Below are 25,444 nucleotides of genomic sequence, written 5' to 3' on the forward strand. Positions count from 1 at the left end.
AGCGCGAATACAACTTCATCAACCGCCTGCCCCGCGAACCAGGCACATGCGCGTGCTCGCCCTGCCCGACCAGTTGATGGCCACTGACAATAAACAGCGCACGGCATTCATCGCCGTAATACTTGGGGCGATCTCTTTTCAGGACTGTAGGGTTTGCTGCGGCTTGATGGCCAACACACTGCACGGTGCTCGATGCAGCAACTGTTCGGCGGTGGTGCCGAGCAATTTGCTCAAACCGTGGTGCTGCACCGTTCCCATGACAATCACGTCAACCTGATGCTCGAGGGCGAACCCGCAGATACTCGGCACCGGCGCACCCTCGATGAAATGCCGGCACGCGTCCGGTACGCCGTGACGTTCGGCCAAGGCCGCAAACGCTTCATGCTGCGCACTGCCCAGCGTCTCATAGATCCCGGTAGCCAACGGCAAGGCGCCGAACCCGATGTCCGTGGCGTAAACCGCCGCCCAGTCATACACATGCAACAGTTCAAGGCTGGCATCACATTGCTCAGCCAGCCGGGTGGCTGCATCAATGATCTGATCATTGAACAGGCAATCCTGTTCTTCGCTACGCAAGACATCGACGATGGCCAGTACATTGCGCGGGCGTGGATGGGTGTCACTGGTCACCAGGTGCACCGGCACGGGGCAATCGCGCAACAATTGCCAATCCAGCGGTGTGTAGAACACCCGCTCCAGCGCGGATTCGTGCCGGGCATCCTTGATGATCAATATCACCGGCATCTCGTTGATGAACTGCAGGATCTCGGCAAAGGGATCCTGAACCCAGACCACTTCGGTGGTGACCGTGATGTGATGCCTTGCCAGCAACGACGCCTGTTCTATGAGCCACTGCCGATGAGTGCGCAGATAACCATCGCGGGCCAGGCGGATTTGCTCAGGAGCAAACAGCCCGGCCACTGCCAGCGCCTGCACATAATCGAAGGCCACGATGTGCAGCGGCACTTGCATGGCCAGCGCCAGCGCGGCGGCACGCTCGAACGCCGGCGTGCGTTCCATGGCGGGCGGAGCAATCAACAGTAAACGCTGAGTTTGCGACATGGGATACCTCGGCACGTGGCCAGCCAGAAGGAAACAGACCTTCAGCGTGAACGCTACGGCCGCTGGCAAATTGATCTTTGTCAGCAACTGCACGGATCGGTGGGCATCACCCGAGCAAAAGACCACTTCGATCAATTAGAGCAACAAGGTGCCTGCCCACATCGCCAGCGTCAGCAATAGCTGGCCGGGGATCACATAAGCGGCAAAGCGTTTGCCGCCGCTGACCCAGGCCACTACGCATTTGCTCACCGAGTTACTGCTGACGGCGATCAGCGCAGGCGCAGCGATCGCGTCGTAAGGCAACAGCCCGGCCTTGGCCAGGCTGGCAACCGAGGCCGTGGCGGAATGCGCGTCGGCGAAGCCGGTCAATGTCGCCGTGAGCATCACGCCCACCTGGCCAAAGTGGCTGAGCATCGCCGACGACACCAGCGTGATGCCGGTCATGGTCAGTGTCACGACCAAGGCGAGTTTGAGATTGAAAGCCCCTGCGGACTTGATCGGCTCGCTGCTCGCCCCCCTCCCTGGGTCGGGAAACATCAGGCAGACGCCGTATAACGCCGTGGCGACCAAGCCGAAACACAACGGCGCCCACATGCTGCGCAGTAGAGCGGGATCAACGGTGGCGAGGATCAGCCCGGCCTGAATCACCGTGGCAAGATTAGAGAAGATTGCGGCCGCGCCGAGGGTCCTGATGTTGGCCGACTCAAGGCTTGCCCGTTGGCCCATGGTGGCAATCGTCACCGTACTGGAGGCGAATCCGGAGGCAATTGCGCTGACCACATAACCATAGCGAGTGCCCAAGGTGCGCACGGCGACATGGCCGATCGCTCCCACCAGCATCAGCAAAACCGTCAGGGTACAAATCGTGCGCAGATTGATCGCCGCGTAAGGGCCGATGTAACGGTCTGGTGCCAATGGCAGCACTACCAGCGCCGCGATCAGCAAAACCAGGCCGTCGCGCATCTCGACTTCGCTCAACTGGCTGTTGGCAAAGTGATGCAGCTTGTCGCGATAGGCCAGCAACCCCGCGATGACCACACCAATAGCAATTGCCAGCGCGGGTGCGGTGCCACACAACGCGCCGAGCACCAACACCGTAAGCAAGGCTATTTCGCTGGTCACCCCCGGGTCGTCGCTCAGGCTGCGCCAATAGGCGACGGTGATCAGCAAGGTCACGCAGGTCGCCATGATCCCCAGCAGCAGAGCCGCGCCGACCTGCAGCGAGACATATCCCAGCAACGCGGTAATGGCGAACGTGCGCAATCCGGCGCTGTCACGTGTAGCGCCGGTGCCTTTGTGCCGCTCACGCTCAAGACCGATGAGCAGGCCGATCCCCAGCGCTGCCGCTGCACCAGAGAGATCGAAGAGTTCATTCATGGTCTGTAGCACCCGGCAGAGGTTTTAAGCGCAGCCCTGCGGTCACCTCAGCGCGATCATTCAACGCACTCGCCCAAGCGCTGAGTGACAACCGGCTCTGCGGGCAACGTCTGACCGAAGGCGTTGGGCCAGACGTGGGGCGCGTCGATGCGTGCCTGGAGCAGGCCTGCGAAGTCTTGCGCCGCGTCCAGATGCTTGAAGTTTACGTCCCAGTCATCCAGATGCACGACCCAGCCATGGGGTGCTTGTCTTTCTGTGATCTTGATGTTCATGGAAACCTCGATCAAACGGCAGGTCGACCGCATTCTCGGCACTGGGCAGAGCTTGCGCCGGGACTGCAGACCGGAAGTTGATAATGGTCAACAATCCGTGGAAGCGTTGGGCTTTTTCATTTGTGCGTCCCTTTTGCATTTCTGTGCGACAGATCCCGTTTCAGGGCTCCCGCAAGGCTCTGGCACGGTGTTAGTTTGTAAGTGTATGTGTCTCAGCGTTGAGACACTCTCCCTTTACTGCCCTGCAAAGGAATGCCCTTCGTATGAATTTCCCTTTCAAACAACTGGCTGCCACCACCTTGATGCTGGCCGGGCTTGCGGCTTTCACTGCACCGGCCCAGGCCAACATTACTCCGCAGCAAAGTGCTGAAATCCTCAAGGCCTACAGCGCCGAAACGACTACAGATTTCCGCCAGTTCCTGAACAGCCTGGCCAAGAGCGATCTGGCCAGGACTGCCGCCATTGGCCCGGCCATTGGCGCCTTTCTGGATAACAAAACGCTGACGGCTGAGCAGCAGAACGAAATCTATCGCCTGCTCGGCCTCTATGCCCGCGTGAAATACAGCGCAGCCGCCACCGAGACGCTGCGTGAGCTGGTGGAGATCCCGACCTATCGCAAGGACGGCGTTGCCCAGCACGACAACCCGGAATTCATCAAGATCGGCGAGAAGATCAAGAGCCTGGCAGAGTCCTTCCATCTGAATTTCCGCAACATCGACAACCGCGTGTATGAGATCTCGCTCAACGGCGCTGGCGATGAAGTCGTCGGCATTCACGCGCACGCCGACGTGGTGCCGGTAACGCCGGAAAACTGGGTGCTCAAGGATGGCACCCGCCTCGATCCGTTCAAGATCACGCTGATCGGCGACCGCATGTATGGTCGCGGCACCGAGGATGACAAGAACGGTATCGTGGTCACGCTCTACGCGATGAAAGTCATCAAGGACGAGAAACTGCCGCTGGCCCGCAACTTCAAGTTGCTGGTGGACACCACCGAAGAAACCACCGGCGACGCGATCCCGTACTATTTCGAGCGCAACCCGACGCCCAACTACAACCTGGCGCTGGATGGCGGATACCCGGTGGTGATTGCCGAGAAAGGCTACGGCACGGTGATGGCCGAATTTGCCAAGCGCAAAGGTGAAGGCAAAGGTGCGGAAATCATCTCGATGACCGGCGGTCTGGCGACTAACCAGATCCCTTCCGCGTCCGTCGCCACGATTATCAGCGATAAACCGGCCGCACTGGCCGCCAGCCTGCAAAAGGCCGGTACCGAGTTCGCCAAACGCAACGGCGGCAATTTCCAGGTGAGCGCCAAGGTTGACGGCAACAATGTCTTGCTGACGGTGACCGGGGTGTCGGCCCACTCCTCCGAGCCGGAATCCGGGGTCAATCCGGTGGCGCGGATGCTGGTCTTCATCAACAGCCTTGATGGCAAAGTCGCGCTCAAGCACAACCACATCACCGATGCCGCGCGGTACGCCGCCGACAACTGGGGCCTGGATTACCTCGGCAACACACTGGGCGTCGGTTTCTCCGATTCCTTCATGGGGCCGCTGACCACTTCGCTGACTTACGTCGCAATGGACGACAACGCCTTCAAACTCGCGGTCAACCTGCGCGTTCCGAAGGGCAAATCGCCGGAGAAGCTCAAGGCTGAAATCGCCGACAAACTGGCAGCGTGGAGCAAGAAGAATCACGTTGCCGTCGCCTTCGACTATTCGATTGCCGAACCGATGTATCGCAACCCTGAGGGCGAATGGGTCAAGGCGCTGCTGGCGGTCTCGACGGAAAACCTCGGTATGAAACACGAGTTCGGTACGTCCGCTGGGGCGACGTCAGTGCATGAGTTGCCAAATGGCGTGCAATTCGGTCTGGCGCGCCCGGAGGTCAAGTACACCGGCCACACCGACGGTGAATTCAAGACCGTCGATCAATTCCAGCTCGATCTGCAGATCGTCACGGAAATGATGGGCCGGATCGGCCAGTTACCGAAGCTTTAACAGCATTTGTGGCGAGGAAGCTGGCTCCCTCGCCACAGTTTTTTAATCGTCGGGTAATCCTCGCCGCTCATCGTTGCGCAGCAGGCAACACAGAATGATCATCAAACCGATTGATAGCCACCTAACGAAAGGTGCATGCTAGAGGGCTCGCTCGAGCCTTATATCATTCCGAATGATAGTTACCTTTGCTTCATTCGATTCGTGCCATCACACCTCGCCGAGCATCATCCGCCCATCTTCAATACATTGGCGGATGCATCCATGGAACAGTCACTCAAACATTTGCGCTTCCCGTTGGCCCTGTTGGCCGTGCTGGTGATGAGCGCTTGCGGCAAGACTCCGGAGACTGCCGCCACCATGCCCGCAGCGAAAGTCAGCGTGGCCAAGGTGCTGGAACAACCGGTCAACGAGTGGGACGAATTCACCGGGCGCCTCGAGGCGCCGGAAACCGTTGAAATCCGTCCACGGGTCTCCGGCCAGATCGACGACGTCGCCTTCACCGAAGGTGCGCTGGTCAAGAAAGGCGATTTGCTGTTCCAGATCGACCCACGTCCGTTCCAGGCCGAGGTCCGCCGCCTCGAAGCCCTGGTCGCCCAGGCCCGCGCCAACGCCACCCGCAGTGAAAACGAAGCCGGCCGCGGTGAACGCCTGCGTGCCAGCAACGCCATCTCTGCCGAACTGGCCGACTCGCGCACCAGCGCTGCGCAAGAGGCCCGCGCCGCCGTCGGCGCCCTGCAAGCGCAACTGGACCTGGCCAAACTGAACCTGAGCTTTACCCGCGTAACTGCGCCAATCAGCGGCCGCGTCAGCCGTGCCGAGATCACCGCCGGCAACCTGGTGACCGCCGACACCACAGCGCTGACCAGCGTCGTGTCCACCGACAAGGTCTACGCCTACTTCGACGCCGACGAGCGCGTGTTCCTCAAATACACCCAGCTCGCCCGTAACGGTCAACGCGGCGCTACCACCCCGGTGTACATGGGCTTGTCCAATGAAGACGGCAACCCGCACCTCGGCCAGATGAACTTCGTCGACAACCAGGTCAACCCGAAAACCGGCACCATCCGTGGTCGTGCGGTGTTCGACAACAGCGACGGCACCTACACCCCGGGCCTGTACGCACGCTTGAAACTGGTCGGCAGCGGCACCTACAACGCCATGCTGATCAATGACGAAGCGGTCGGTACTGACCTGGGCAAGAAGTTCGTGCTGGTGATGGATGCGGACAACAAGACCGCCTACCGCGCTGTTGAACTGGGTCCGAAGATCGAAGGCCTGCGCATCGTCCGTACTGGCCTGAACAAGGACGACACGATCATCGTCAAGGGTCTGCAGCGAGTACGTCCGGGTTCTCCGGTCACCCCTGAAGTAATCCCGATGGCCAGCGAGCAAACCATTGCCGCCCTGGCTCAACAACGTCAAGCGCTGGAAGCCAGCAACCTGCCCAAAGTCGCCCCTGCCAAAGGCGCGTCCGGTTCGGTTGTGAAGCTGGCTGCTACGACCCCACGCGGTTAAGGGACGACAACTCCGATGAATTTTTCCCAATTCTTCATTTCACGGCCGATCTTCGCAGCGGTGCTGTCGCTGCTGATCCTGATCGCCGGTGCGATCTCGCTGTTCCAGCTACCGATCAGCGAATACCCGGAAGTCGTGCCGCCAACCGTGGTGGTACGTGCCAACTTCCCGGGCGCCAACCCTAAAGTCATCGGTGAAACCGTGGCCGCTCCGCTGGAGCAGGCCATCACCGGCGTCGAGAACATGCTGTACATGTCCTCGCAGTCGACCGCCGACGGCAAGATCACCCTGACCATCACCTTCGCCCTGGGCACTGATCTGGACAACGCGCAGGTTCAGGTACAAAACCGGGTGACCCGGACCGAGCCGAAGCTTCCCGAGGAAGTGACGCGCATCGGTATCACCGTCGACAAGGCATCGCCCGACCTGACCATGGTTGTGCACTTGACCTCCCCGGACAAGCGCTACGACATGCTTTACCTGTCCAACTACGCGATCCTCAACATCAAGGATGAGCTCGCTCGCCTGGGTGGTGTCGGTGACGTGCAACTGTTCGGCATGGGCGACTACTCGCTGCGCGTCTGGCTCGATCCGAACAAGACTGCTTCGCGCAATCTGACTGCGACCGATGTGGTCACGGCGATCCGTGAACAGAACCGCCAGGTCGCGGCCGGTCAATTGGGTGCGCCCCCTGCCCCGAGTGCCCAAAGCTTCCAGCTGTCGGTCAACACTCAGGGCCGTCTGGTCTCCGAGGAAGAGTTCGAGAACATCATCATTCGCGCAGGCGACAATGGTGAAATCACCCGCCTCAAGGACATCGCTCGCGTTGAACTGGGCTCCAGCCAATACGCCCTGCGTTCGTTGCTGAACAACCAGCCGGCGGTCGCAATCCCGATCTTCCAGCGCCCTGGCTCCAACGCCATCGACATCTCGAACGAAGTTCGCGGCAAGATGGAAGAGCTGAAGAAAGGCTTCCCGCAAGGCATGGACTACAGCATCGTCTATGACCCGACGATCTTCGTGCGCGGCTCGATCGAGGCGGTGGTTCACACCCTCTTCGAAGCACTGATCCTCGTGGTACTGGTGGTGATCCTGTTCCTGCAGACCTGGCGCGCCTCGATCATTCCATTGGTGGCGGTGCCGGTATCGTTGATCGGTACGTTTGCGGTCATGCACCTGTTCGGTTTCTCGCTCAACGCGCTGTCACTGTTCGGCCTGGTACTGGCGATCGGTATCGTGGTGGACGACGCCATCGTGGTGGTGGAAAACGTCGAGCGGAACATCGAACTCGGACTGACACCCGTCGAGGCCACCAAACGCGCCATGCGTGAAGTGACCGGCCCGATCATCGCGACGGCGCTGGTGCTGTGTGCGGTGTTTGTGCCGGCAGCATTCATCTCCGGTCTCACCGGGCAGTTCTATAAGCAGTTCGCACTGACCATTGCCATCTCGACCGTGATCTCGGCGTTCAACTCGCTGACCCTGTCGCCGGCATTGGCCGCTGTGTTGCTGAAAAGCCATGACGCACCGAAAGACCGCTTCTCCAAGGTGCTCGACAAGATCTTCGGTGGCTGGCTGTTCCGTCCGTTCAACCGTTTCTTCGACCGTGCCAGCCATGGCTACGTCGGCACCGTGCGCCGGGTTATCCGTGGCAGCGGCATCGCTCTGCTGCTGTACGCTGGCCTGATGGTGCTGACCTTCTTCGGTTTCTCCAGCACGCCGACCGGTTTCGTACCCGGCCAGGACAAGCAATACCTGGTGGCCTTCGCGCAACTGCCGGACGCCGCGAGCCTGGATCGCACCGAAGACGTGATCAAGCGCATGTCCGACCTGGCCCTGAAACAACCAGGCGTGGAAAGTGCCGTAGCGTTCCCCGGCCTGTCGATCAACGGCTTCACCAACAGCCCGAATGCCGGCATCGTGTTCGTGACCCTGAAACCGTTCGACGAACGTAAAGACCCGAGCATGTCCGCCGGTGCCATCGCCGGCGCCCTGAACGGTCAATATGCGAACATTCAAGAAGCGTACATGGCGATCTTCCCGCCACCGCCGGTACAAGGTCTGGGCACCATTGGTGGTTTCCGCCTGCAAATCGAAGACCGGGGCAACCTGGGCTACGACGAGCTGTACAAAGAAACCATGAACATCATCACCAAGAGCCACAGCGTGCCGGAACTGGCCGGCTTGTTCACCAGTTACACCGTGAACGTGCCGCAGGTCGATGCCGCCATCGACCGCGAGAAAGCCAAGACCCACGGCGTGGCCGTCAGCGACATCTTCGACACCCTGCAGATCTACCTGGGTTCGCTGTATGCCAACGACTTCAACCGCTTCGGGCGCACTTATCAGGTCAACGTTCAGGCCGAGCAACAGTTCCGCCTCGAATCCGACCAGATCGGCCAGCTGAAAGTGCGTAACAACAAGGGCGAAATGATCCCGCTGGCGACCTTCATCAAGGTCAGCGACACCTCGGGCCCGGATCGCGTGATGCACTACAACGGCTTCATCACCGCTGAAATCAACGGTGCGGCAGCCCCCGGCTACAGCTCTGGCCAGGCCGAAAAAGCCATCGAGAAACTGCTCAAGGATGAACTTCCGAACGGCATGACCTACGAGTGGACCGACCTGACCTACCAGCAGATTCTGTCCGGCAACACCGCGCTGTTCGTGTTCCCGCTCTGCGTACTGCTGGCGTTCCTGGTGCTCGCCGCACAATACGAAAGCTGGAGCCTGCCACTGGCGGTGATCCTGATCGTACCGATGACCCTGCTGTCGGCCATCACCGGCGTGATCATCTCCGGCGGCGACAACAACATCTTCACTCAGATCGGCTTGATCGTACTGGTGGGACTTGCCTGTAAGAACGCGATTCTGATCGTCGAGTTCGCCAAGGATAAACAGCTGGAAGGTCTCGACCCGCTGGCTGCGGTTCTGGAAGCCTGCCGTCTGCGTCTGCGGCCGATCCTGATGACCTCCTTCGCGTTCATCATGGGTGTGGTGCCACTGGTGTTCTCCAGCGGTGCCGGTGCCGAGATGCGTCATGCCATGGGTGTGGCGGTGTTCTCCGGGATGCTCGGGGTGACCTTCTTCGGTCTGTTGCTGACGCCAGTGTTCTACGTACTGATCCGTAACTTCGTCGAACGCGGCGAAGCCCGCAAAGCGGCCAAGGCCATGAAACTGGAGGCGCAACAATGAGTCTGAAAGTCTTCCTGCCGAGTCTGCTGGTGCTGGCCCTCAGTGCCTGCGCCGTCGGCCCCGACTACAAGACCCCAGCCACGGAGGCGGCCAACATCACGGCCGTCACCGATGGCGCCGCCGGGCAAAAGAACTTCGACCGTTCTAAATTCGAAGGCATCTGGTGGCAGCAATTCGACGATCCGACCCTCAACCAGTTGGTGACTCAATCGCTGCAAGGCAACCGTCAACTGCGCGTGGCGTTCGCTCGCTGGAAAGCCGCTCGGGCGATTCGCGACGACGTCAGCAACGATGCGATGCCGACCATCACCAGCCGCGCCAGCAGTGATCTGGCCAAGGGGCAAATCCCCGGCCAGACCACTAAACGGGTCAACAGTGAACGCTACGACCTGGGCCTGGACATGGCCTGGGAACTGGACCTGTTCGGACGCATCCAGCGCAACCTGGAGGCCAGCGACGCTGACCAGCAAGCGGCTGAAGCCGATCTGTATCAGCTGCAAGTCACCATGATTGCCGAACTGGTGGACGCTTACGGTCAACTGCGCGGTGCGCAACTGCGCGAAAAGATCGCCGTGGCCAACCTGGAAAACCAGCAAGAGTCGCGCAAGATCACTATCAGCCTGCGTGACGCCGGTGTGGGCGATCAACTCGACGTCGAACGTGCCGATGCGCGTCTGGCCTCGGTCGAAGCCAGCGTGCCGCAATTGCAGGCCGAACAGGTTCGACAGAAGAACCGTATCGCCACCCTGCTGGGTGAGCGCCCGGACAAACTGACCGTCGACCTGAACCCGAAAGAGCTGCCTGCCATTGCCAAGGCGCTGCCGATCGGTGACCCGGGTGAGCTGCTGCAACGGCGTCCGGACATCCTCAGTGCCGAACGCAAACTGGCGTCGACGACTGCCCGGATTGGCGTGGCAAAAGCGGACCTGTTCCCACGGGTGAGCCTCAGCGGTTTCCTCGGCTGGACGGCCGGGCGCGGTTCGCAAATCGGCTCCTCGGCGGCCAACGCCTGGGCGCTCGGCCCGAGCATCACCTGGGCGGCGTTCGACCTTGGCAGCGTGCGTGCCCGTTTGCGCGGCGCCGATGCCGATGCCGAAGGCGCGCTGGCGACCTACGAGCAACAAGTGTTGCTGGCCCTGGAAGAGTCGGAAAACGCTTTCAGCGATTACGGCAAACGTCAGCAACGCCTGATTTCGCTGATCCGCCAGAGTGAATCGAGCCGCAAGGCAGCCGATCTGGCCGAGATTCGTTACCGCGAAGGCACCACGGACTTCCTCGTCCTGCTCGATGCACAGCGTGAGCGTCTGAACGCCGAAGACAGCCAGGCCCAGGCCGAAGTCGATCTGTATCGCGGCATCGTCGCGATCTACAAGGCCCTCGGTGGCGGCTGGCAACCGGAGACGGTAGCCAGCAAGTAAACGATTGTTAAAGAGCTCCTTTGGTTGGCCGCAACCAACCAATTTTTTGCCCCGCGTATCATTCGGTCGCGGGGCTTTTTTGTGCCTGTCTTTCAGTCAGTGAAACTTTGTGGGAGCAAGCCTGCTCGTTCCCACAAGGGTCAGTGGTTTTCTTGAGGCTTTGGGTTTTCCAGGACGGTAACGGTGGCCGTAGTGCCCGCGCGAAGCCGGTTCTTGCCGGCATAGTCGCCGTCAATGTCGATCCGTACCGGTACTCGTTGCGCCAGTTTCACCCAAGTGTAGCTCGGGTTGATGTTGGCCAGCAGCCGACTGCCCGGGGCGTTCTCCCGGTCGGCAATGGCGAAGGCGATGCTTTGCACCGTGCCACCGAAGGTTTCTCCGCTCATCAACTGAATGCGCACCCGGTCACCTTCGCCGATACGCGGCAGCTTGGTTTCTTCGAAGTAACCGCTGACATAGAAGCTATCGCTGTCAACCAGGGCCAACAGCGCTCCGCCGGCCACCGCGTAGTCGCCTTGTCGGGTCAGCAGATTGGTGACATAGCCGCTGACCGGAGACTCGACGCGAGTGCGCTGCAAGTCCAGCTCCGCCTGGGTCTGTGCAGCAATCGCCAACTGCACATTGGCTTGCGCCAGCCCGAGGTTGGCCTGGTTACGCAACAGGTCGGCCTGCGCCACCGCCACATCAGTGCTGGATTTCTCCCACTCCTCACCAGAGATCGCAAACCCCTGTTTCAGCATACGCCGCCGACGTTCTTCGCTCTGGCGCTGCTTGAGCAGCGCTTCACTGGCGACGATCGTGGCCTGGGATTGCCCCAGCGTTGCCTTCGCCACTTCAACGGAGCGCCGCGCATGCTCGACTGCCAGGCGGTAACGCGCGGGGTCGATTTCCATCAGCAACTGGCCTTTGTCGACATGCTGATTGTCCTGCACCGCCAGACTGACGATGCGCCCCGATACATCCGCCGACAAGGTCACCACATCCGCCCTCACCCGGGCGTCCCGGGTCCACGGCGCACGGGTGTAATGCTCCCAGGCAAACCAGCCGAGCACAATCGCCAGCATGACGACCGCCAAGGTCATCAATCGCGTCACTAACACTTTCAAAGCATCAGGCTCCCATCAACAGAATCAGCGTGGCACAGACGCAGGCATACAAAGCGCCTTCGAACAGCGCCTCATGCCAGACCAGTCGCAAAACCCCCAGCCGTCGCAGGCCCCAGTCCAGCACCATGAAGACCGGAATGGCCAGCAACAGGGCCTGGGCAATGGGCGGCAGGTAAACGCCGCCAATTTCGAAATCAATGGGCAAGGGCCGGCTCTCCTTCCGGGACGGTGCGCTGCAGCTGATCGCCGTGGCGCTTGAGGAATGACACAACAATCAACAGGGCCACGCGCATGCGAAACACCGACCACAGGTGTTCATGACTGGCAATGTGCAGATCATCCAGCTCATCGCCCAGCGCATGCAATTCGGTGAGCGGCGCTTGCCGGACATCCGGGCGACCGGCAACAAAGCGCCCGGTATGGCGCAACGCCGAGGACAGGCGCTGATTGAACGCATCGGACAGCAACCCATTGTTCTGCGCTTGCTGGCGCAGTTGATGCATCGCCACTCCCAGCGCAATGCACGCCAGGCTGATTTCATACCGTTGCTGCATGTCACGGTCGTTCACGGCCGGCAACAGGCCCAGCATGCTGGTCAAACGGTCGACCATGCGACTTTCGAAAGCAAACTGCTCCGCATCCGTGGGGGGCACTTTCGTCAACTGGTACACCTGCTCACGCGCTTCGTTGTACAAACGGCGAAGACGCCAGGCCGGACGGAACGGAAAAATCCACGCGTAGACGAGCAGCGCAAGCATGGCCGCGCTGACATAGGCGCCCGCGAATTCGAACCATTGAATCGCCGTATTCTGCCCGGTGCCGACATTCTGCGGGCCAAGCATCAGAAAACTCGACAGCCCCAGCCCCATGCCGATCCCCGCCGTCGCCGGGCTCGAGAGGCCGACCGCGATTACATACAGCAGCGGTGCCAGCAACAACGCCAACAGTTCGAAATCACTGATCGCCGGTACCAGCATGAATTGATAGAGCGCGGAAACCAGCAGCGCCAGGCCCAGGCCACGGGCATAGCTTTGCGCCGCCATCAGCGGGCGTGGAAACGTGGCCATCAGCGAACACAGGATGCCCACCAGAATCATTCCGCCCCGCGCACCATCCCAGGCGGTTTCGATCCAGATCAGCCCGGCGACCAGCAACGCGGTAAAGGCGCGGACAGCGTTCATCGTCGCCAGGGTGAAATCCAGATGCAGCGGGCTGGCCTGACCGCGATGAAGGCAACTGGCCTCGCGCCCGTCCTGAATCGCATCGCTCAACTCAAGTATCTGCTCCAGTTGCTGCAACAGCCGCGCCTGTTCCCAGCGCAAGGCCCATGCCAGGGAACGCAGGGTCGCGCTCATGTCTTCGGTGAGTTGTTCGGCCTCGTAGGCCAGCGCTTCGAACTGTTGCTGTAGCGTCACGAAGGCATGCCGCCGTTCAGCGGGCAGCGATCGGCCCTGCTCCGCCAACTGATCGAACAGCGCCAGTTCTTCACCACGCAGGCGCTGGACCTCAAGCGGCAACTCACCCTCCCAGCGCTCGGTCAGCAGTTCTCGCTGATGGCGCAACGCGGTCAACCGGGATGTCAGCAACATCAGCTGATTGCCCAACAGCAGCACCAGATTGTTGGCACTGCGCAACCGTGGCGCGTCGAAATACAGGTGCCGACGCAAGCCCTCGAGGGCGCTGATTTCACCAAGCAACTGCATTTGTCGGCGCTGGAATTCGGCGTCGCTTTCTTCGGTACGCAACACGGCAGCGGCGTGGCTGGCAGCGAGCTTGATGACCTGATCGACTTTGGCAAAATACCCCTTGGCCACCGCCTCCGGCCGCGCGGTCAACAAACTCACCACGCACACACACGCCACAGCCAGCAGGGTTTCGGTGACACGTGTGACGGCCAGCAAGAAGGTGCCGTCCTGATCCGGAATCGCCAGCAATGCCACCACCACAGCGGTGTAGCCACTGAGTACAAACGCCTGAGAGCTGGTGTAACGCAACAGCGTACCGCCCGCCGTGCACAGCGCCAGCCATAGTGCCAGTGTGGCAATGAACGGCAATGGCGCCTGCGGAAAAATCGCCATGATCAGCACCGCCACCGCAGCGCCCAGCGTTGTCCCGATCACTTGGCCAAAGCTGCGCGCCAGCGCCATTCCGGCCAGGGGCTGACTGACGATCACTACCGCCATGATCGACCACTTCGGTTGGTCCAGATCAAACAGAAACGCCAGATAAAGCGTCAGCAGGCCGGCGGCGATGGTGCGCAACGCGAACAGCAGAACTGCCTGGCTGGGGTGAATGACCGCTTTGAAGTAAGTGAACAGCGCTTGCATGGGCACACTCGTAAAATAACTCCTGCTAGCGTAGACACTGCCATGAAAGCGTGACGGTTCACAGAGTCGACGCAACCTGTAGGGCGATTCGCAGGTATGGGTTTGACTCATGACGCTCGCTGACCGAAGCTTGCCGTTCTGCCAAAAAACGCCAGTTCACGGAAACCTGCATGTCTTCATCGCGCCGCTATCTGTTAATCAGCCTTGCCCTTGTGCTTGTTGTCGTCGTGGCGTGGCTGTCTTTGCGCAGCACGGCCCCGGTCGTTCCGGAAGCCATCCGGCGTGGCTACAGCGAAGCGCTGAGCGCTGCCCGCACCGGTCAGCCGGGGGCTGCACGCCAGCTGTATCAGCAATTGGGTCGACCGGATCTGTCGATCAAACGCCGCGTCTGGCTGCACGCCGAATTGCCTAACTATCCGAGCCCGCAGGCCTTGAAACTGGCTGACGCCGACTTGCAAAACGAAGCCCCGGAGGTGCGGCTGGCGGCGATCCACAGCGTGGTCGGTCTGGTGCCTGGCGGGCAGCGCAGCCTGTTGCTGGGGCCGATGCTCGACGATCAAGACCAGACCGTTCGCTTTGCCGCCATCAATGCCCTGCTCGGCCTGACGCCGGATGAACTGGGGTTGTATTTCGCGCCGTTGCAGCAGGCGATTGACGGTTGGGAGCAGGCGCTCAAGGCGCAACCGGAAAGCGCCGCCACCTACGCTCAACTGGCGCGCCTCTACCTGCATAACGCTGAACTCAAAGAAGCCCAGGTCGCGCTGGACAATACTCTGCGTCTGGAGCCCGGCAACCTGCAGGCTCTGGTCATGCAGATCGACGTGCTCGACCGCCAGGGTCAGAGCGACGCCGCCCGGCAACTGCTCGCGCAGCAACTGAAAGCCCAGCCCGACTCCGCGTATCTGCAACATGCCCTCGGGCTGTGGCTGTTGCACCACGGCCAACGCGAATATGCCCTGCTCGGCCTGTCCAAAGCGGTCGAGCTCGAACCCGACAACAAGGATTATCGCTATGACCTCGCTACCACGCTGCACAGCGCGGAGGAGCTGGAAGCGGCGCAGAAGCAGTTGCAGGAAATCGTCCAGCGGCACCCGGCCGATCGCAAAGCGCGAGTGCTGCTGATCAGTTACTGGAAAGAAAGCGGGCAACTGCAGAATGTGCAGATTCTGCAGGCGCAGCTGGAACAGTTGAATCCGGATGATCCGGCGTTGCAACAAGGGCTCTGAACACGATCGACAGATCGCGGCCTGCGGGGATTTCAGCACACATCCTCAAGGCTCTCGAAATAAAAATCGGAACTGCCATCCCTGACGAGGGTCAAGTATTTCAGGCGACCGCTTTCAAGAAAGCGCCTCGCCTCCCCTAGTCATGAGAGGGCATTTTTTGTCTACATCTAACGCGTTGATCAGTGCAAAAGCCGCTACCGGCATCGAGGGTCTGGATGACATCCTGGCCGGTGGCCTGTCTCGCGGACATGTGTTTTTGCTCGAAGGTGAACCCGGAACCGGCAAAACCACCGTCGCTTTGCATTTTCTCCTGGCCGGCGCCAGCGCTGGCGAACGCTGTTTGTACATCACGCTGTCGGAAACCGAGCGTGAGCTGCGCCAGGGTGCGCTGTCCCACGGCTGGGAGCTCAATGAGAACATCGAAATCTTCGAGCTGACGCCGCCGGAAAGCCTGCTCAATGCCGAGCATCAACAGAGTCTGCTGTACTCCTCCGACCTGGAACTGGGCGAAGCGACCAAGCAGATTTTCGAAGTGGTCGAGCGTTTCAAACCGACTCGCGTGGTGCTCGACAGTCTGTCGGAAATACGCCTGCTGGCGCAAAGCTCCTTGCGCTACCGCCGACAGATTCTGGCGATCAAGCACTACTTCGTGCGCTACGACGCCACCGTTCTGCTGCTCGACGACCTGACCACCGAATCCCTCGACAAAACCGTGCACAGCGTGGCCCACGGTGTGATTCGCCTTGAAGAACTGACACCCAACTACGGCGCCGAACGTCGACGCATCCGGGTGATCAAGTATCGCGGGCAAAAATACCGTGGGGGCTTCCATGACTTCACCATCATGGGCGACGGCGTGCATGTCTTCCCGCGCCTGGTGGCCGCTGAACATCGAAGTGATTACCCGCGCCTGCAATTGACCAGCAGCATCAAGGAGATGGATTCCTTGCTCGGTGGTGGTGTCGAAGCCGGCTCCAGCACCTTGATCCTCGGCCCGGCCGGTACCGGTAAATCGCTGATCTCGATGATCTTCGCCGCAGCGGCCGTGGGCCGGGGCGAGAAAGCAGCCCTGTTCATTTTTGATGAAGAGCTGGGCCTGCTGTTCGAGCGCATGCGCAATATCGGCATCGACCTCAAGGCGCTGCAGGCCACCGGTAATCTGCTGATCGAGCAAGTCGATGCCGCCGAGCTGTCGCCGGGCGAGTTTTCGCACCGGGTGCGGCGTTGCGTCGATGAGCGCGACATCAAAACCGTGGTGATCGACAGTATCAACGGCTATCAGGCCGCCATGCCCGAAGAGAACGCGCTGGTGCTGCACATGCACGAGTTGTTGCTGTACCTGAACCGCAAGGGTGCAGCGACCTTCATGACTGTTGCCCAGCATGGCCTGGTGGGCGACATGCAGGCCCCGGTCGACATCACTTACCTGGCCGACACGGTGATCCTGCTGCGCTACTTCGAAGCCATCGGCAAAGTCCGCCGGGCGATTTCCATCATCAAGAAACGTACCGGCAGCCATGAGTCGACCATTCGCGAATACCGGATTTCCTCTCAGGGCATGACCATCGGCGAACCGCTTGATGCCTTCCAGGGCGTGCTGCGCGGAGTGCCCACCTATCTTGGCGCGAGCAACCCGCTGCTGCAGGAAGAAATATTGTGACGGTGTCGGTACCGCTGGCCGAACGCGCGCTAATCCTGGCGCCCATGGGTCGCGACAGCCAGGTTGCCCTGATGATCCTCAACGAAGCGGGCTTCGGCGGCCATATCACACCGGATCTGGGCGCGTTATGCGAGCAACTGGAGCCCGGCGCCGGGCTGCTGTTGATCGCCGCCGAAGCGTTGCGTGGTCCGGATCTTGAGGCGTTATTTGATTACCTTGAACAGCAACCGGCATGGTCGGACATGCCGATCGTGCTGCTGACCCATCATGGCGGCCAGGAACAGGGCCCGTCTTCGCGCCTGAGTGATCAACTGGGTAACGTCACGTTCCTTGAACGGCCGTTTCATCCGGCGACGCTGGTCAGTATGGTCTCGGCCGCCCTGCGCGGACGCCGACGACAGTACGAGGCACGTGACCGACTGATCGACCTGAGTGAAAGTGAACGGCGCCTGCAATCGACGCTGGAGACTCTCGAACAACAAGTCGAGGAACGCACCGCGCAACTGCGGCACAACGAAGAAGCCTTGCGGCAGTCGCAGAAAATGGAAGCGGTCGGCCAGCTCACCGGCGGTATCGCCCACGACTTCAACAATATGCTCACCGGGATCATCGGCAGTCTCGAACTGCTGCGTCGGCGTCTGGCCCGTGGGCGTACGGATGACCTCGACAGCCTGATCGACCTGGGCGTCACCTCGGCCAACCGCGCGGCGGGCCTGACCCACCGTCTGTTGGCATTTTCCCGCCGGCAATCGCTCGACTCCAAAGCCGTGCAAATGAACGCACTGGTGGAGTCGATGGGCGAACTGCTGCAACGCAGCCTCAACGAAAGCATCCAGCTGGACATGCGTCTGAATGACCGGCTGTGGGTAGCCGAGGCGGATCCGAATCAACTGGAAAGCGCTCTGCTCAACCTTGTGCTCAATGCCCGCGACGCGATGCCCGAGGGCGGCAAACTGGTGGTCGAGACCAGCAATCAGGTCCTGGACCGCGAACTCACCGAGGCCTACGACAACCTGGAGCCCGGTGATTATGTGATGCTCAGCGTTACCGACAATGGCAGCGGCATGCCACAGAGTGTGATCAGTCGGGCGTTCGACCCGTTTTTCACCACCAAGCCCATCGGTCAGGGCACCGGCCTGGGTCTGTCGATGATCTACGGTTTCAGCAAGCAATCGCGTGGTCACGTCTCGATCGACAGCGAAATTGATCAGGGCACCACCGTCAAACTCTATCTGCCGCGCTTTCGCGGTGAAGAACTCTCGCGCTCCGAAGACATCGCTCATCAGGCGCCCGAGGCACTGCATGGTGAAACCGTGCTGATCGTCGAAGACGACCCGGCCGTGCGCTTGCTGGTCAGCGCGGTGCTCAGTGAACTGGGTTATGCCTTCGTCGAGGCCGGCGATGCCGATGGCGCGGTACCGATCCTCAACTCAACCCAGCGCATCGACCTGCTGATCAGTGATGTCGGCCTGCCGGGCATGAATGGCCGGCAACTGGCAGAGGTCGGACGGCAGTACCGTCCGGGCCTCAAGGTCTTGTTCATTACCGGGTATGCCGAGCATGCGGCCGTGCGCGGCGGGTTCCTCGACTCCGGGATGCAGATGATCACCAAGCCTTTCACCTTCGATCTGCTCACCGCCAAGGTGCGCGAGATGATCAATACCTGAACAGCGCCTGTAGAGGGGCGCTGATGAGGTCAGGCGAGCAGTTCCTGGATCTTTTCCTGTAATACGTCCAGATCGAAGGGCTTTTCCAGAATCGGCGCCTTGCGCGTGATCGGGCTGCCGGTCTCGCGGATTTCCTGCGGGTAACCGCTGATAAAGATCACTTTGAGATCGGGTCGCAGCTTCACGGCGGGTTCGGCGATCTGCACGCCGGAAATGCCGCCAGGCAGGCGAAAATCGGTGATCAACATGTCCAGATGCGGTTTGCTCGCAAGAATTTCGAACGCCTGCTCGCCGTTTTCGGCCTGCAATACGCGATACCCCTGCCCCGACAAGTAATCCGTCAGGATCATCAAGATAACCGGTTCGTCCTCGACGACGAGTACTACATCTTGTGCATCTACGCTCATGGGAAGCCTTTGTTCGGTCAATAGCTGCTGATACGACCGTGCGGTCACTCAGAGGTTGCGTCGGATTTGCCGTTTTCCTGGATTGGCAGACAAACGCGAAACAGGGCGCCTTCGTTGATTTCACTCTCGACGACGATGGAACCGCCATGGGCGGCGACGATCTGCTCGGAAATGAACAGACCCAGCCCGAGCCCGGCCACTACCGTCTTGGCGGAGACCCGTTCGAACTGTTGGAAAATACGTTTCTGATTCTCGGCACTGATGCCGATGCCGCGATCCTGAACCTCGACCCGCGCCTCATCGCCTTCACGGTAAACGCGCACCTGGATCGGGCTTCGGCCGCCGTAACGCAGGGCATTGGTCAGCAGGTTGGACACCACCTGCTCGATACGGAACTCGTCCCAGTGACCTTCCACCGGCGCCGGCGCGGTGAAAATCACTTCGGTTTCCGCCGCCTCCATTTGTTGGGCAAAGTTCTGCAGCAGGTTGGCCACCAACTGCGACAGATCGAAATGGTTCGGCCGGATCGACAGTTTGCCGGTACGGATGCGCGAGACATCGAGCATGTCTTCGATCAGGCGAATCAGGCTTTTGATCTGGCGCTCGTCGCGGTCGACCATCGCGTGCATCTTGTCGAGGGTGAACGCGGCGGCGTTGTCCCGCGCCAGATGCATCTTGCGCAACTGGGTTTCCAGGATCAGGCCGTTGAGTGGCGTGCGTACTTCGTGGGCGACGATGGACATGAAGTCGTCGCGCATGCGCACCGCCTGCTCCAGTTCCAGCTGAGTGCTCTGCAGTTGTTGCAGCAGCGCCTCCTGCTCACGGCGCGCCTGCTCCAAGGCTTCGACCTGTTGCTTCATGGCCTTGCTCTGGCGGTAGAGGTCGACGAAGACGTTGACCTTGCTCTTTACCGCGTGGATATCCAGCGGTTTGTGCAAGAAGTCCACCGCCCCGCTCTCGTAGCCCTTGAACGCGTAGTTCAGTTCACGGCCGGCGGCGCTGACGAAGATGATCGGAATGTTTTTGGTTTTCTCGGTGCCGCGCATCAACTCGGCGAGTTCAAAGCCGTTCATGCCCGGCATTTGCACGTCGAGGATGGCCATGGCGAATTCGTGCTGCAACAACAGCGACAGTGCCTCGTCCGCTGACAGCGCCTTGTACACGCTGCGGTCTTCGCGCTTGATCAGCGCTTCGAGCGCCAGAAGGTTTTCCGGCAGATCATCGACGATCAGCAGTTTGGCTTGGATATTACTCAGCATGCGATTCGTTCCAGCTCGACAAGCAGACGGCCGATGCCGTGAATGGGTAGGACATGGTCCGGCTGCTGCAGTTTCAGCGCAGCCCGGGGCATGGTGGCGACTTGCGCCTCTTCGGGATCCTGGACAATGGTCAGACCGCCACGGTGTTTGACTTGCGCCAGGCCGCGCGCGCCATCGTGATTGGCGCCGGTCAGCAGAACGGCGGCCAGCGCGGGACCGTAGACGTCGGCGGCCGATTCGAACAGGTAGTCAATCGACGGCCGCGAATGATGCACGCGATCTTCAAGGCTCAACGACAGGCTGCGATCTTCCTCCACCGACAGGTGATAGCCCGGCGTCGCGAAATAAACGGTGCCGGCGGCAATGTCCTGTTTGTCGACGGCCTCGTGCACCGGCATCTCCAACCGCCGGGAGAAAACTTCGGCCAACAGGCTGCGACGTTCTTCCGGCAAGTGCAGGACGACAATGATCGGCAGCGCGTAGCCCCGGCGCAGCGGCCCGAGCAGCGACAGCAACGCTTCGACGCCACCGGCGGAAGCCCCGACCACAATCGCCTCGACGCGAGGCAAATCCACGGTCTCGTTCATGATTTGCGGTAGATCCGTTCTTGCTTCACCAGTGGCTCGAACTGATTGGCATAGCTGGAAAAATCCAGCGTCTCCTTGCTGCCCAGCACCAGGAAACCGCGATGGCAAAGCGATTCATGGAACAGCCCGAAAGCGCGGTCCTGCAGTTTCTTGTTGAAATAGATCAGCACGTTACGGCAGGAAATCAATTGGGTTTCCGAGAACACGCTGTCGGTCGCCAGACTGTGGTCGGCAAACGTCACGTTTTCGCACAGGCTCTTGTCGAAAATCGCATAGCCATAAGCAGCCGTGTAGTAGTCGGAAAACGAGCTCTGGCCGCCGGCCTGCTGATAGTTGGCGGTGTACGCCCGGACGTTCTCCATCGAGAAAATCCCCTGCTTGGCCTTTTCCAGCGAGCGCGGATTGATGTCGGTGGCATAAATGATCGTGCGATCAAGCAAGCCTTCCTCGCGCAGCAGGATCGCCATCGAATAGACCTCCTCGCCCGTGCTGCACCCGGCGATCCAGATCTTGATCGACGGATAGGTGCGCAGCAACGGCACCACTTCCTTGCGAATGGCGAGGAAGTGCGACGGATCGCGGAACATCTCGCTGACCGGAATCGTCAGCAACTGCAACAACTGCATGAACGCGGTCGGATCGTGCAGGACCTTTTCCTGCAACGCCGAAATGGTTGCGCATTCGAACTGGGTCAACGCGTGTTGTACCCGGCGCTTGATCGAGGCGCCGGAGTAATCGCGAAAATCGTAGCTGTACTTGAGGTAGATAGCCTCGATCAGCAAGCGCAATTCAATTTCGCTGTTTCGTTCAACGGAGCTACTGCGTTCCACTAAATGCGTTCCATTTTCGGTAACCACACGCGAATCAGCGAGAACAGGCGATCCAGGTCGATGGGCTTGGCCAGGTAATCATTGGCGCCCGCCTGCAGGCAGCGCTCCTGATCATCCTTCATGGCCTTGGCCGTTACCGCGATGATCGGCAGTTTGCGCCAGCGCGGATCCTTGCGGATTTCCGTGGTGGCTTCAAAACCATCCATTTCCGGCATCATCACGTCCATCAGCACCAGGTCGATGTCCTCGACTTCATTGAGTTTTTCAATCGCCTCACGGCCGTTACGACCGATCACCACGACTGCGCCCTTGTGTTCCAGCGCACTGGTCAGGGCGAAAATGTTGCGCACATCGTCGTCCACCAGCAGAACCTTGCGACCTTCGAAGACCTTGTCGCGGCTGCGCGCAGTCTTGAGCATCTTCTGCCTTTCATGGGACAACTGCGATTCGACTTTGTGCAGAAAGAGTGTGACCTCATCCAGCAAACGCTCAGGCGAGCGTGCGCCCTTGATGATGATCGAGCGCGAATACTTGCGCAGATCGGCTTCTTCATCGCGCGTCAGGTTGCGCCCGGTGTAGACAATCACCGGCGGGAACGAGCAGATATCTTCGGTGGACATACGCTTGAGCAACTCGTTGCCGAGCATGTCCGGCAGCTTCAGGTCGATGACCATGCAGTCGTAGATCGTTGTGCGCAACAGCTCGAGAGCGTCCTGGGCCAGGCCCACGGCGGTGATTTCGATGTCTTCATCGCCGATCAGGCGCGCAATGCTTTCGCGCTGCAGGTCGTCATCCTCGACCAGCAGCACGCGTTTGACCTTCTGCGTCAGCTTGGCTTCGAGACGGGCAAATACGTCCTTGAGTTCTTCGCGAGTGGTCGGTTTGACCGCATAACCGATGGCGCCCATGTGCATCGCCGCTTCGACGCGGTCCTCGACCGAGATCACGTGCACCGGAATATGCCGGGTGCCGGGATGCTCTTTCAGGCGCTGCAACACGGTCAGGCCGGAATGGTCGGGCAGACGCATGTCGAGCAGGATTGCGTCCGGGACGAACTCGCTCGCCAGGTTATAACCCTCGTCCGCACCGTGGGCGACCAGGCACTGATAACCCAGCTCATGGGCCAGGTCGTAGAGGATATGGGCGAAATTCGGCTCGTCCTCCACCACCAGAATGCAGCGGGTGGTGAACGGCGCCTTGTCGCGATCATCGGCAAACCGTGGAATGTGCACCGGAGCCATCGGCGATGCCGCAGGTACGACCGGCGCGCTGACCACCGGGGTCGGCAACGGCGGCGGTGTATAGGCCATCGGTGTGCTCGGGATTCTGGCTGACTCGCTGTACTGCTGCGGCAGCACCAGGGTGAACACACTGCCCTGCCCCGGGGCACTGCTGACACTGATTGAGCCGCCCAGCAGCGTGGCCAGATCCCGCGAGATCGAAAGCCCCAGGCCAGTGCCGCCGTATTTGCGGTTGGTCGTGCCATCGGCCTGCCGGAACGCTTCGAAAATGCTTTCCTGCTGATCGGCGGCAATGCCGATACCCGAATCGCGCACGATGAATGCGACACGATTATCGGGCTGGCCAGTGATGGTCAGGCTGACCGCGCCCGCTTCGGTGAACTTCACGGCGTTGGACAGCAGATTTTTGATCACTTGCTCCAGACGCTGGCGATCAGTGAACAGGGTCACCGGCGCGTCCGGTTGCAAGTCAACGCTGAAGGTCAGGCGCTTGTCCGCCGCCAGCGGTTCGAACACGTTGCGCAGGCTGTCTGCCAGACGCGCGACACTGGTGTTTTCCGGAATCACCTCCAGTTTCCCCGCCTCGACCTTGGAAATGTCGAGAATGTCGTTGATCAGGTTCAGCAGATCGTTACCGGCCGAGTAAATCGATTCGGCAAATTTCACCTGCTCGGCAGTGAGGTTGTCCTGCGGGTTTTCCGCCAGCAGCTTGGCCAGAATCAGCGAACTGTTCAGCGGTGTGCGCAGTTCGTGGGACATGTTGGCGAGGAACTCGGACTTGTACTTGCTCGAGCGCTGCAGTTCTTCGGCGCGCTCTTCGAGCTGCACCTGGGCCTGATTGAGTTCGGTGTTCTTCAGATCCATCGCGTCGCGCTGTTCGGCCAGGGTTTGCGCCTGCTCGGCCAGCTGTTCGTTGGTCTGCTCCAGCTCGATCTGCTGGGTTTCCAGATGCGCCTGGGATTCCTTGAGAATCCGCGACTGTTCTTCCAGCTCTTCGTTGGCGGTTTTCAGTTCTTCCTGCTGCACCTGCAACTCTTCGTTGAGCTGCTGGGTTTCGGCGAGGACTTCCTGCAAGCGCTGGCGATAGCGTGCCGCTTCGATGGACGTGCCAATGTTGCCGGCGATCAGTTCCAGCAGTTCGATATCGCGATCGTTCAACGGGCGCAAGAAACCCAGTTCGATCACGCCGTTGACCCGGTCATCATCGCTGGTCGGCACGACCAGCACGCTGTGCGGCAGGCCTTCACCCAGACCGGAGCTGACCTTGAAGTAATCGGACGGCACCGAATCAAGGCGAATCAACCGCGCATGGCGGGCCACCTGACCAACGATGCCTTCGTCATTGTTGATCGACTGGTCCTTCTCCTCTTGCTCGCGGGAGAAACCGTAAGTCGCCACGCGCTTGAGACCGCCGTGTTCTTCACGCACATACAGCGCGGCCACGGCCGTACCGAGGTATTGCGCGCAGAATTGCAGAATATTGCGGCCCAACAGATTGAGCGTGAGTTGGCCCAGCACTTGCTCGGCGAGTTCAGTCTGACCGTTACGCAGCCAGGCCTGTTGCTCCAAACGTGCGGCACTGGCTTGCTGGGCGGCCAGGTTGGCGCTGTAGTTGGTCGACAGATTGACCAGATCGCGGCGGCCGATGTAGGCCAGCAAGCCACTGATACCGGCGATAAACAACAGGTACAGGCTGATGCTCCAGATCGTGGTCCGGCGCACGTCCTCATTGCGCGTGGTGCGCAGCGTCTGTTCGGTGTCAATCACGTCTTCGAATTGCTTGCGAATCTCGTCCGTCAGCCGCTTGCCCCGCCCCGCCTTGACCGCGCCGCGGTAATCGCCGCTGGAACGCTGCAGATCGATCATCGTTTGCGCGTAGTTGGCCCACTCGACCTGCAACGCCTGCAGACGGCGCAGACGATCGGTTTGCACCGGATTATCGGCGGTCAGCTCAAGCAAGGTGTTGAGCGCCACATTGATTCGTGGCTTGGCGGTCTCGTACGGGTCGAGGAAATGCTCGTCGCCGCTGAGCAGGAATCCGCGCATGCCGGTTTCCAGATCCACGGTAAGTTTCACCGCTTCGTTGGCGTTATTGATCACCCGATCGGTGTGCTCGACCCACTGGATGACCGACAGCAGATAAGTGATCAGCGAGACGAAGAACACGGCACTGACCAGGCCGACGCCCAAGGGCAGGCTGATGTTGCGACTCAGGAGTTTACGAAACCGTTGTTCATCAACCGAAGACGGAGAGGACATGGGGCAGCCTTGTCGAACTGTTGAAAACCAGAG

The 25,444-nt window shown here is 60.3% G+C and carries 18 protein-coding genes; 7 read left to right on the plus strand and 11 right to left on the minus strand.

The window, feature by feature from the left end:
* Nucleotides 1-138 precede the first annotated feature (138 nt).
* The 3 genes from K5Y35_RS22220 to K5Y35_RS22230 form a co-directional block, all read right to left on the minus strand.
* Nucleotides 139-1,062 carry a universal stress protein gene (locus K5Y35_RS22220; protein ID WP_222832961.1) on the minus strand — a complete coding sequence of 308 codons (924 nt, stop codon included), beginning with the start codon at nucleotides 1,060-1,062 and terminating at the stop codon, nucleotides 139-141.
* Nucleotides 1,063-1,197: 135 nt separating this feature from the next.
* Entirely contained in the window at nucleotides 1,198-2,439 is a 1,242-nt protein-coding gene (locus tag K5Y35_RS22225; protein ID WP_222832962.1) for an MgtC/SapB family protein, read from the minus strand.
* 56 nt (nucleotides 2,440-2,495) lie between these two features.
* A complete protein-coding gene (locus tag K5Y35_RS22230; protein WP_128614522.1) occupies nucleotides 2,496-2,711 on the minus strand; it encodes a hypothetical protein in 216 nt (71 codons plus the stop codon).
* A 263-nt stretch (nucleotides 2,712-2,974) separates the two neighbouring features.
* Here K5Y35_RS22230 and K5Y35_RS22235 point away from each other — a divergent pair, with 263 nt between their 5' ends.
* From K5Y35_RS22235 to K5Y35_RS22250, 4 genes are all read left to right on the plus strand, one after another.
* On the plus strand, nucleotides 2,975-4,714 hold the full coding sequence (locus tag K5Y35_RS22235) for a dipeptidase (protein WP_222832963.1): 1,740 nt from the start codon (nucleotides 2,975-2,977) through the stop codon (nucleotides 4,712-4,714).
* A 261-nt stretch (nucleotides 4,715-4,975) separates the two neighbouring features.
* A complete protein-coding gene (gene mexE / locus K5Y35_RS22240; protein WP_128616485.1) occupies nucleotides 4,976-6,229 on the plus strand; it encodes a multidrug efflux RND transporter periplasmic adaptor subunit MexE in 1,254 nt (417 codons plus the stop codon).
* Nucleotides 6,230-6,244: 15 nt separating this feature from the next.
* Complete coding sequence (locus K5Y35_RS22245) at nucleotides 6,245-9,424, plus strand: efflux RND transporter permease subunit (protein ID WP_222832964.1); 3,180 nt, start codon at nucleotides 6,245-6,247, stop codon at nucleotides 9,422-9,424.
* Nucleotides 9,421-10,842 carry an efflux transporter outer membrane subunit gene (locus tag K5Y35_RS22250; RefSeq protein ID WP_222832965.1) on the plus strand — a complete coding sequence of 474 codons (1,422 nt, stop codon included), beginning with the start codon at nucleotides 9,421-9,423 and terminating at the stop codon, nucleotides 10,840-10,842. Before K5Y35_RS22245 ends, K5Y35_RS22250 begins: the two co-directional genes overlap by 4 nt.
* A 140-nt stretch (nucleotides 10,843-10,982) precedes the next feature.
* Here the strand turns inward: K5Y35_RS22250 and K5Y35_RS22255 are convergent, their stop codons facing one another.
* From K5Y35_RS22255 to K5Y35_RS22265, 3 genes are read right to left on the minus strand one after another with little or no spacing between them, the layout of a single operon-like run.
* Nucleotides 10,983-11,924 carry a biotin/lipoyl-binding protein gene (locus K5Y35_RS22255; protein ID WP_371921382.1) on the minus strand — a complete coding sequence of 314 codons (942 nt, stop codon included), beginning with the start codon at nucleotides 11,922-11,924 and terminating at the stop codon, nucleotides 10,983-10,985.
* Nucleotides 11,925-11,952: 28 nt separating this feature from the next.
* Entirely contained in the window at nucleotides 11,953-12,153 is a 201-nt protein-coding gene (locus K5Y35_RS22260; protein ID WP_123468531.1) for a DUF1656 domain-containing protein, read from the minus strand.
* Entirely contained in the window at nucleotides 12,143-14,275 is a 2,133-nt protein-coding gene (locus K5Y35_RS22265) for an FUSC family protein (RefSeq protein ID WP_123468529.1), read from the minus strand. The genes K5Y35_RS22260 and K5Y35_RS22265 overlap by 11 nt, the downstream gene beginning before the upstream one ends.
* 170 nt (nucleotides 14,276-14,445) lie before the next feature.
* Here K5Y35_RS22265 and K5Y35_RS22270 point away from each other — a divergent pair, with 170 nt between their 5' ends.
* The 3 genes from K5Y35_RS22270 to K5Y35_RS22280 all read left to right on the plus strand — a co-directional run bounded on the left by K5Y35_RS22270 (nucleotide 14,446) and on the right by K5Y35_RS22280 (nucleotide 18,828).
* On the plus strand, nucleotides 14,446-15,501 hold the full coding sequence (locus K5Y35_RS22270) for a tetratricopeptide repeat protein (protein ID WP_123468527.1): 1,056 nt from the start codon (nucleotides 14,446-14,448) through the stop codon (nucleotides 15,499-15,501).
* Between the two features lie 157 nt (nucleotides 15,502-15,658).
* Nucleotides 15,659-17,161, plus strand: coding sequence for an ATPase domain-containing protein (locus tag K5Y35_RS22275; protein WP_222832966.1), 1,503 nt, complete (start codon nucleotides 15,659-15,661; stop codon nucleotides 17,159-17,161).
* Entirely contained in the window at nucleotides 17,158-18,828 is a 1,671-nt protein-coding gene (locus K5Y35_RS22280; protein ID WP_222832967.1) for a response regulator, read from the plus strand. Before K5Y35_RS22275 ends, K5Y35_RS22280 begins: the two co-directional genes overlap by 4 nt.
* Before the next feature lie 29 nt (nucleotides 18,829-18,857).
* On the opposite strand, the gene K5Y35_RS22285 is transcribed toward K5Y35_RS22280, so the two are convergent.
* The 5 genes from K5Y35_RS22285 to K5Y35_RS22305 are packed head-to-tail and all read right to left on the minus strand — an operon-like array spanning nucleotide 18,858 to nucleotide 25,411.
* Complete coding sequence (locus K5Y35_RS22285) at nucleotides 18,858-19,235, minus strand: response regulator (RefSeq protein ID WP_103304982.1); 378 nt, start codon at nucleotides 19,233-19,235, stop codon at nucleotides 18,858-18,860.
* A gap of 44 nt (nucleotides 19,236-19,279) precedes the next feature.
* Nucleotides 19,280-20,494, minus strand: coding sequence for a hybrid sensor histidine kinase/response regulator (locus tag K5Y35_RS22290; RefSeq protein ID WP_222832968.1), 1,215 nt, complete (start codon nucleotides 20,492-20,494; stop codon nucleotides 19,280-19,282).
* A complete protein-coding gene (locus tag K5Y35_RS22295; RefSeq protein WP_222832969.1) occupies nucleotides 20,488-21,081 on the minus strand; it encodes a chemotaxis protein CheB in 594 nt (197 codons plus the stop codon). Before K5Y35_RS22295 ends, K5Y35_RS22290 begins: the two co-directional genes overlap by 7 nt.
* Nucleotides 21,078-21,911: a CheR family methyltransferase gene (locus tag K5Y35_RS22300; RefSeq protein ID WP_123468515.1), complete on the minus strand. Its 834-nt coding sequence runs from the start codon at nucleotides 21,909-21,911 to the stop codon at nucleotides 21,078-21,080. The genes K5Y35_RS22295 and K5Y35_RS22300 overlap by 4 nt, the downstream gene beginning before the upstream one ends.
* Nucleotides 21,911-25,411, minus strand: coding sequence for a response regulator (locus tag K5Y35_RS22305; protein ID WP_222832970.1), 3,501 nt, complete (start codon nucleotides 25,409-25,411; stop codon nucleotides 21,911-21,913). Before K5Y35_RS22305 ends, K5Y35_RS22300 begins: the two co-directional genes overlap by 1 nt.
* Nucleotides 25,412-25,444 lie beyond the last annotated feature (33 nt).

It is taken from the genome of Pseudomonas sp. SC3(2021) (assembly GCF_019856535.1).
GTDB classification, from domain to species: Bacteria; Pseudomonadota; Gammaproteobacteria; order Pseudomonadales; family Pseudomonadaceae; genus Aquipseudomonas; species Aquipseudomonas monsensis.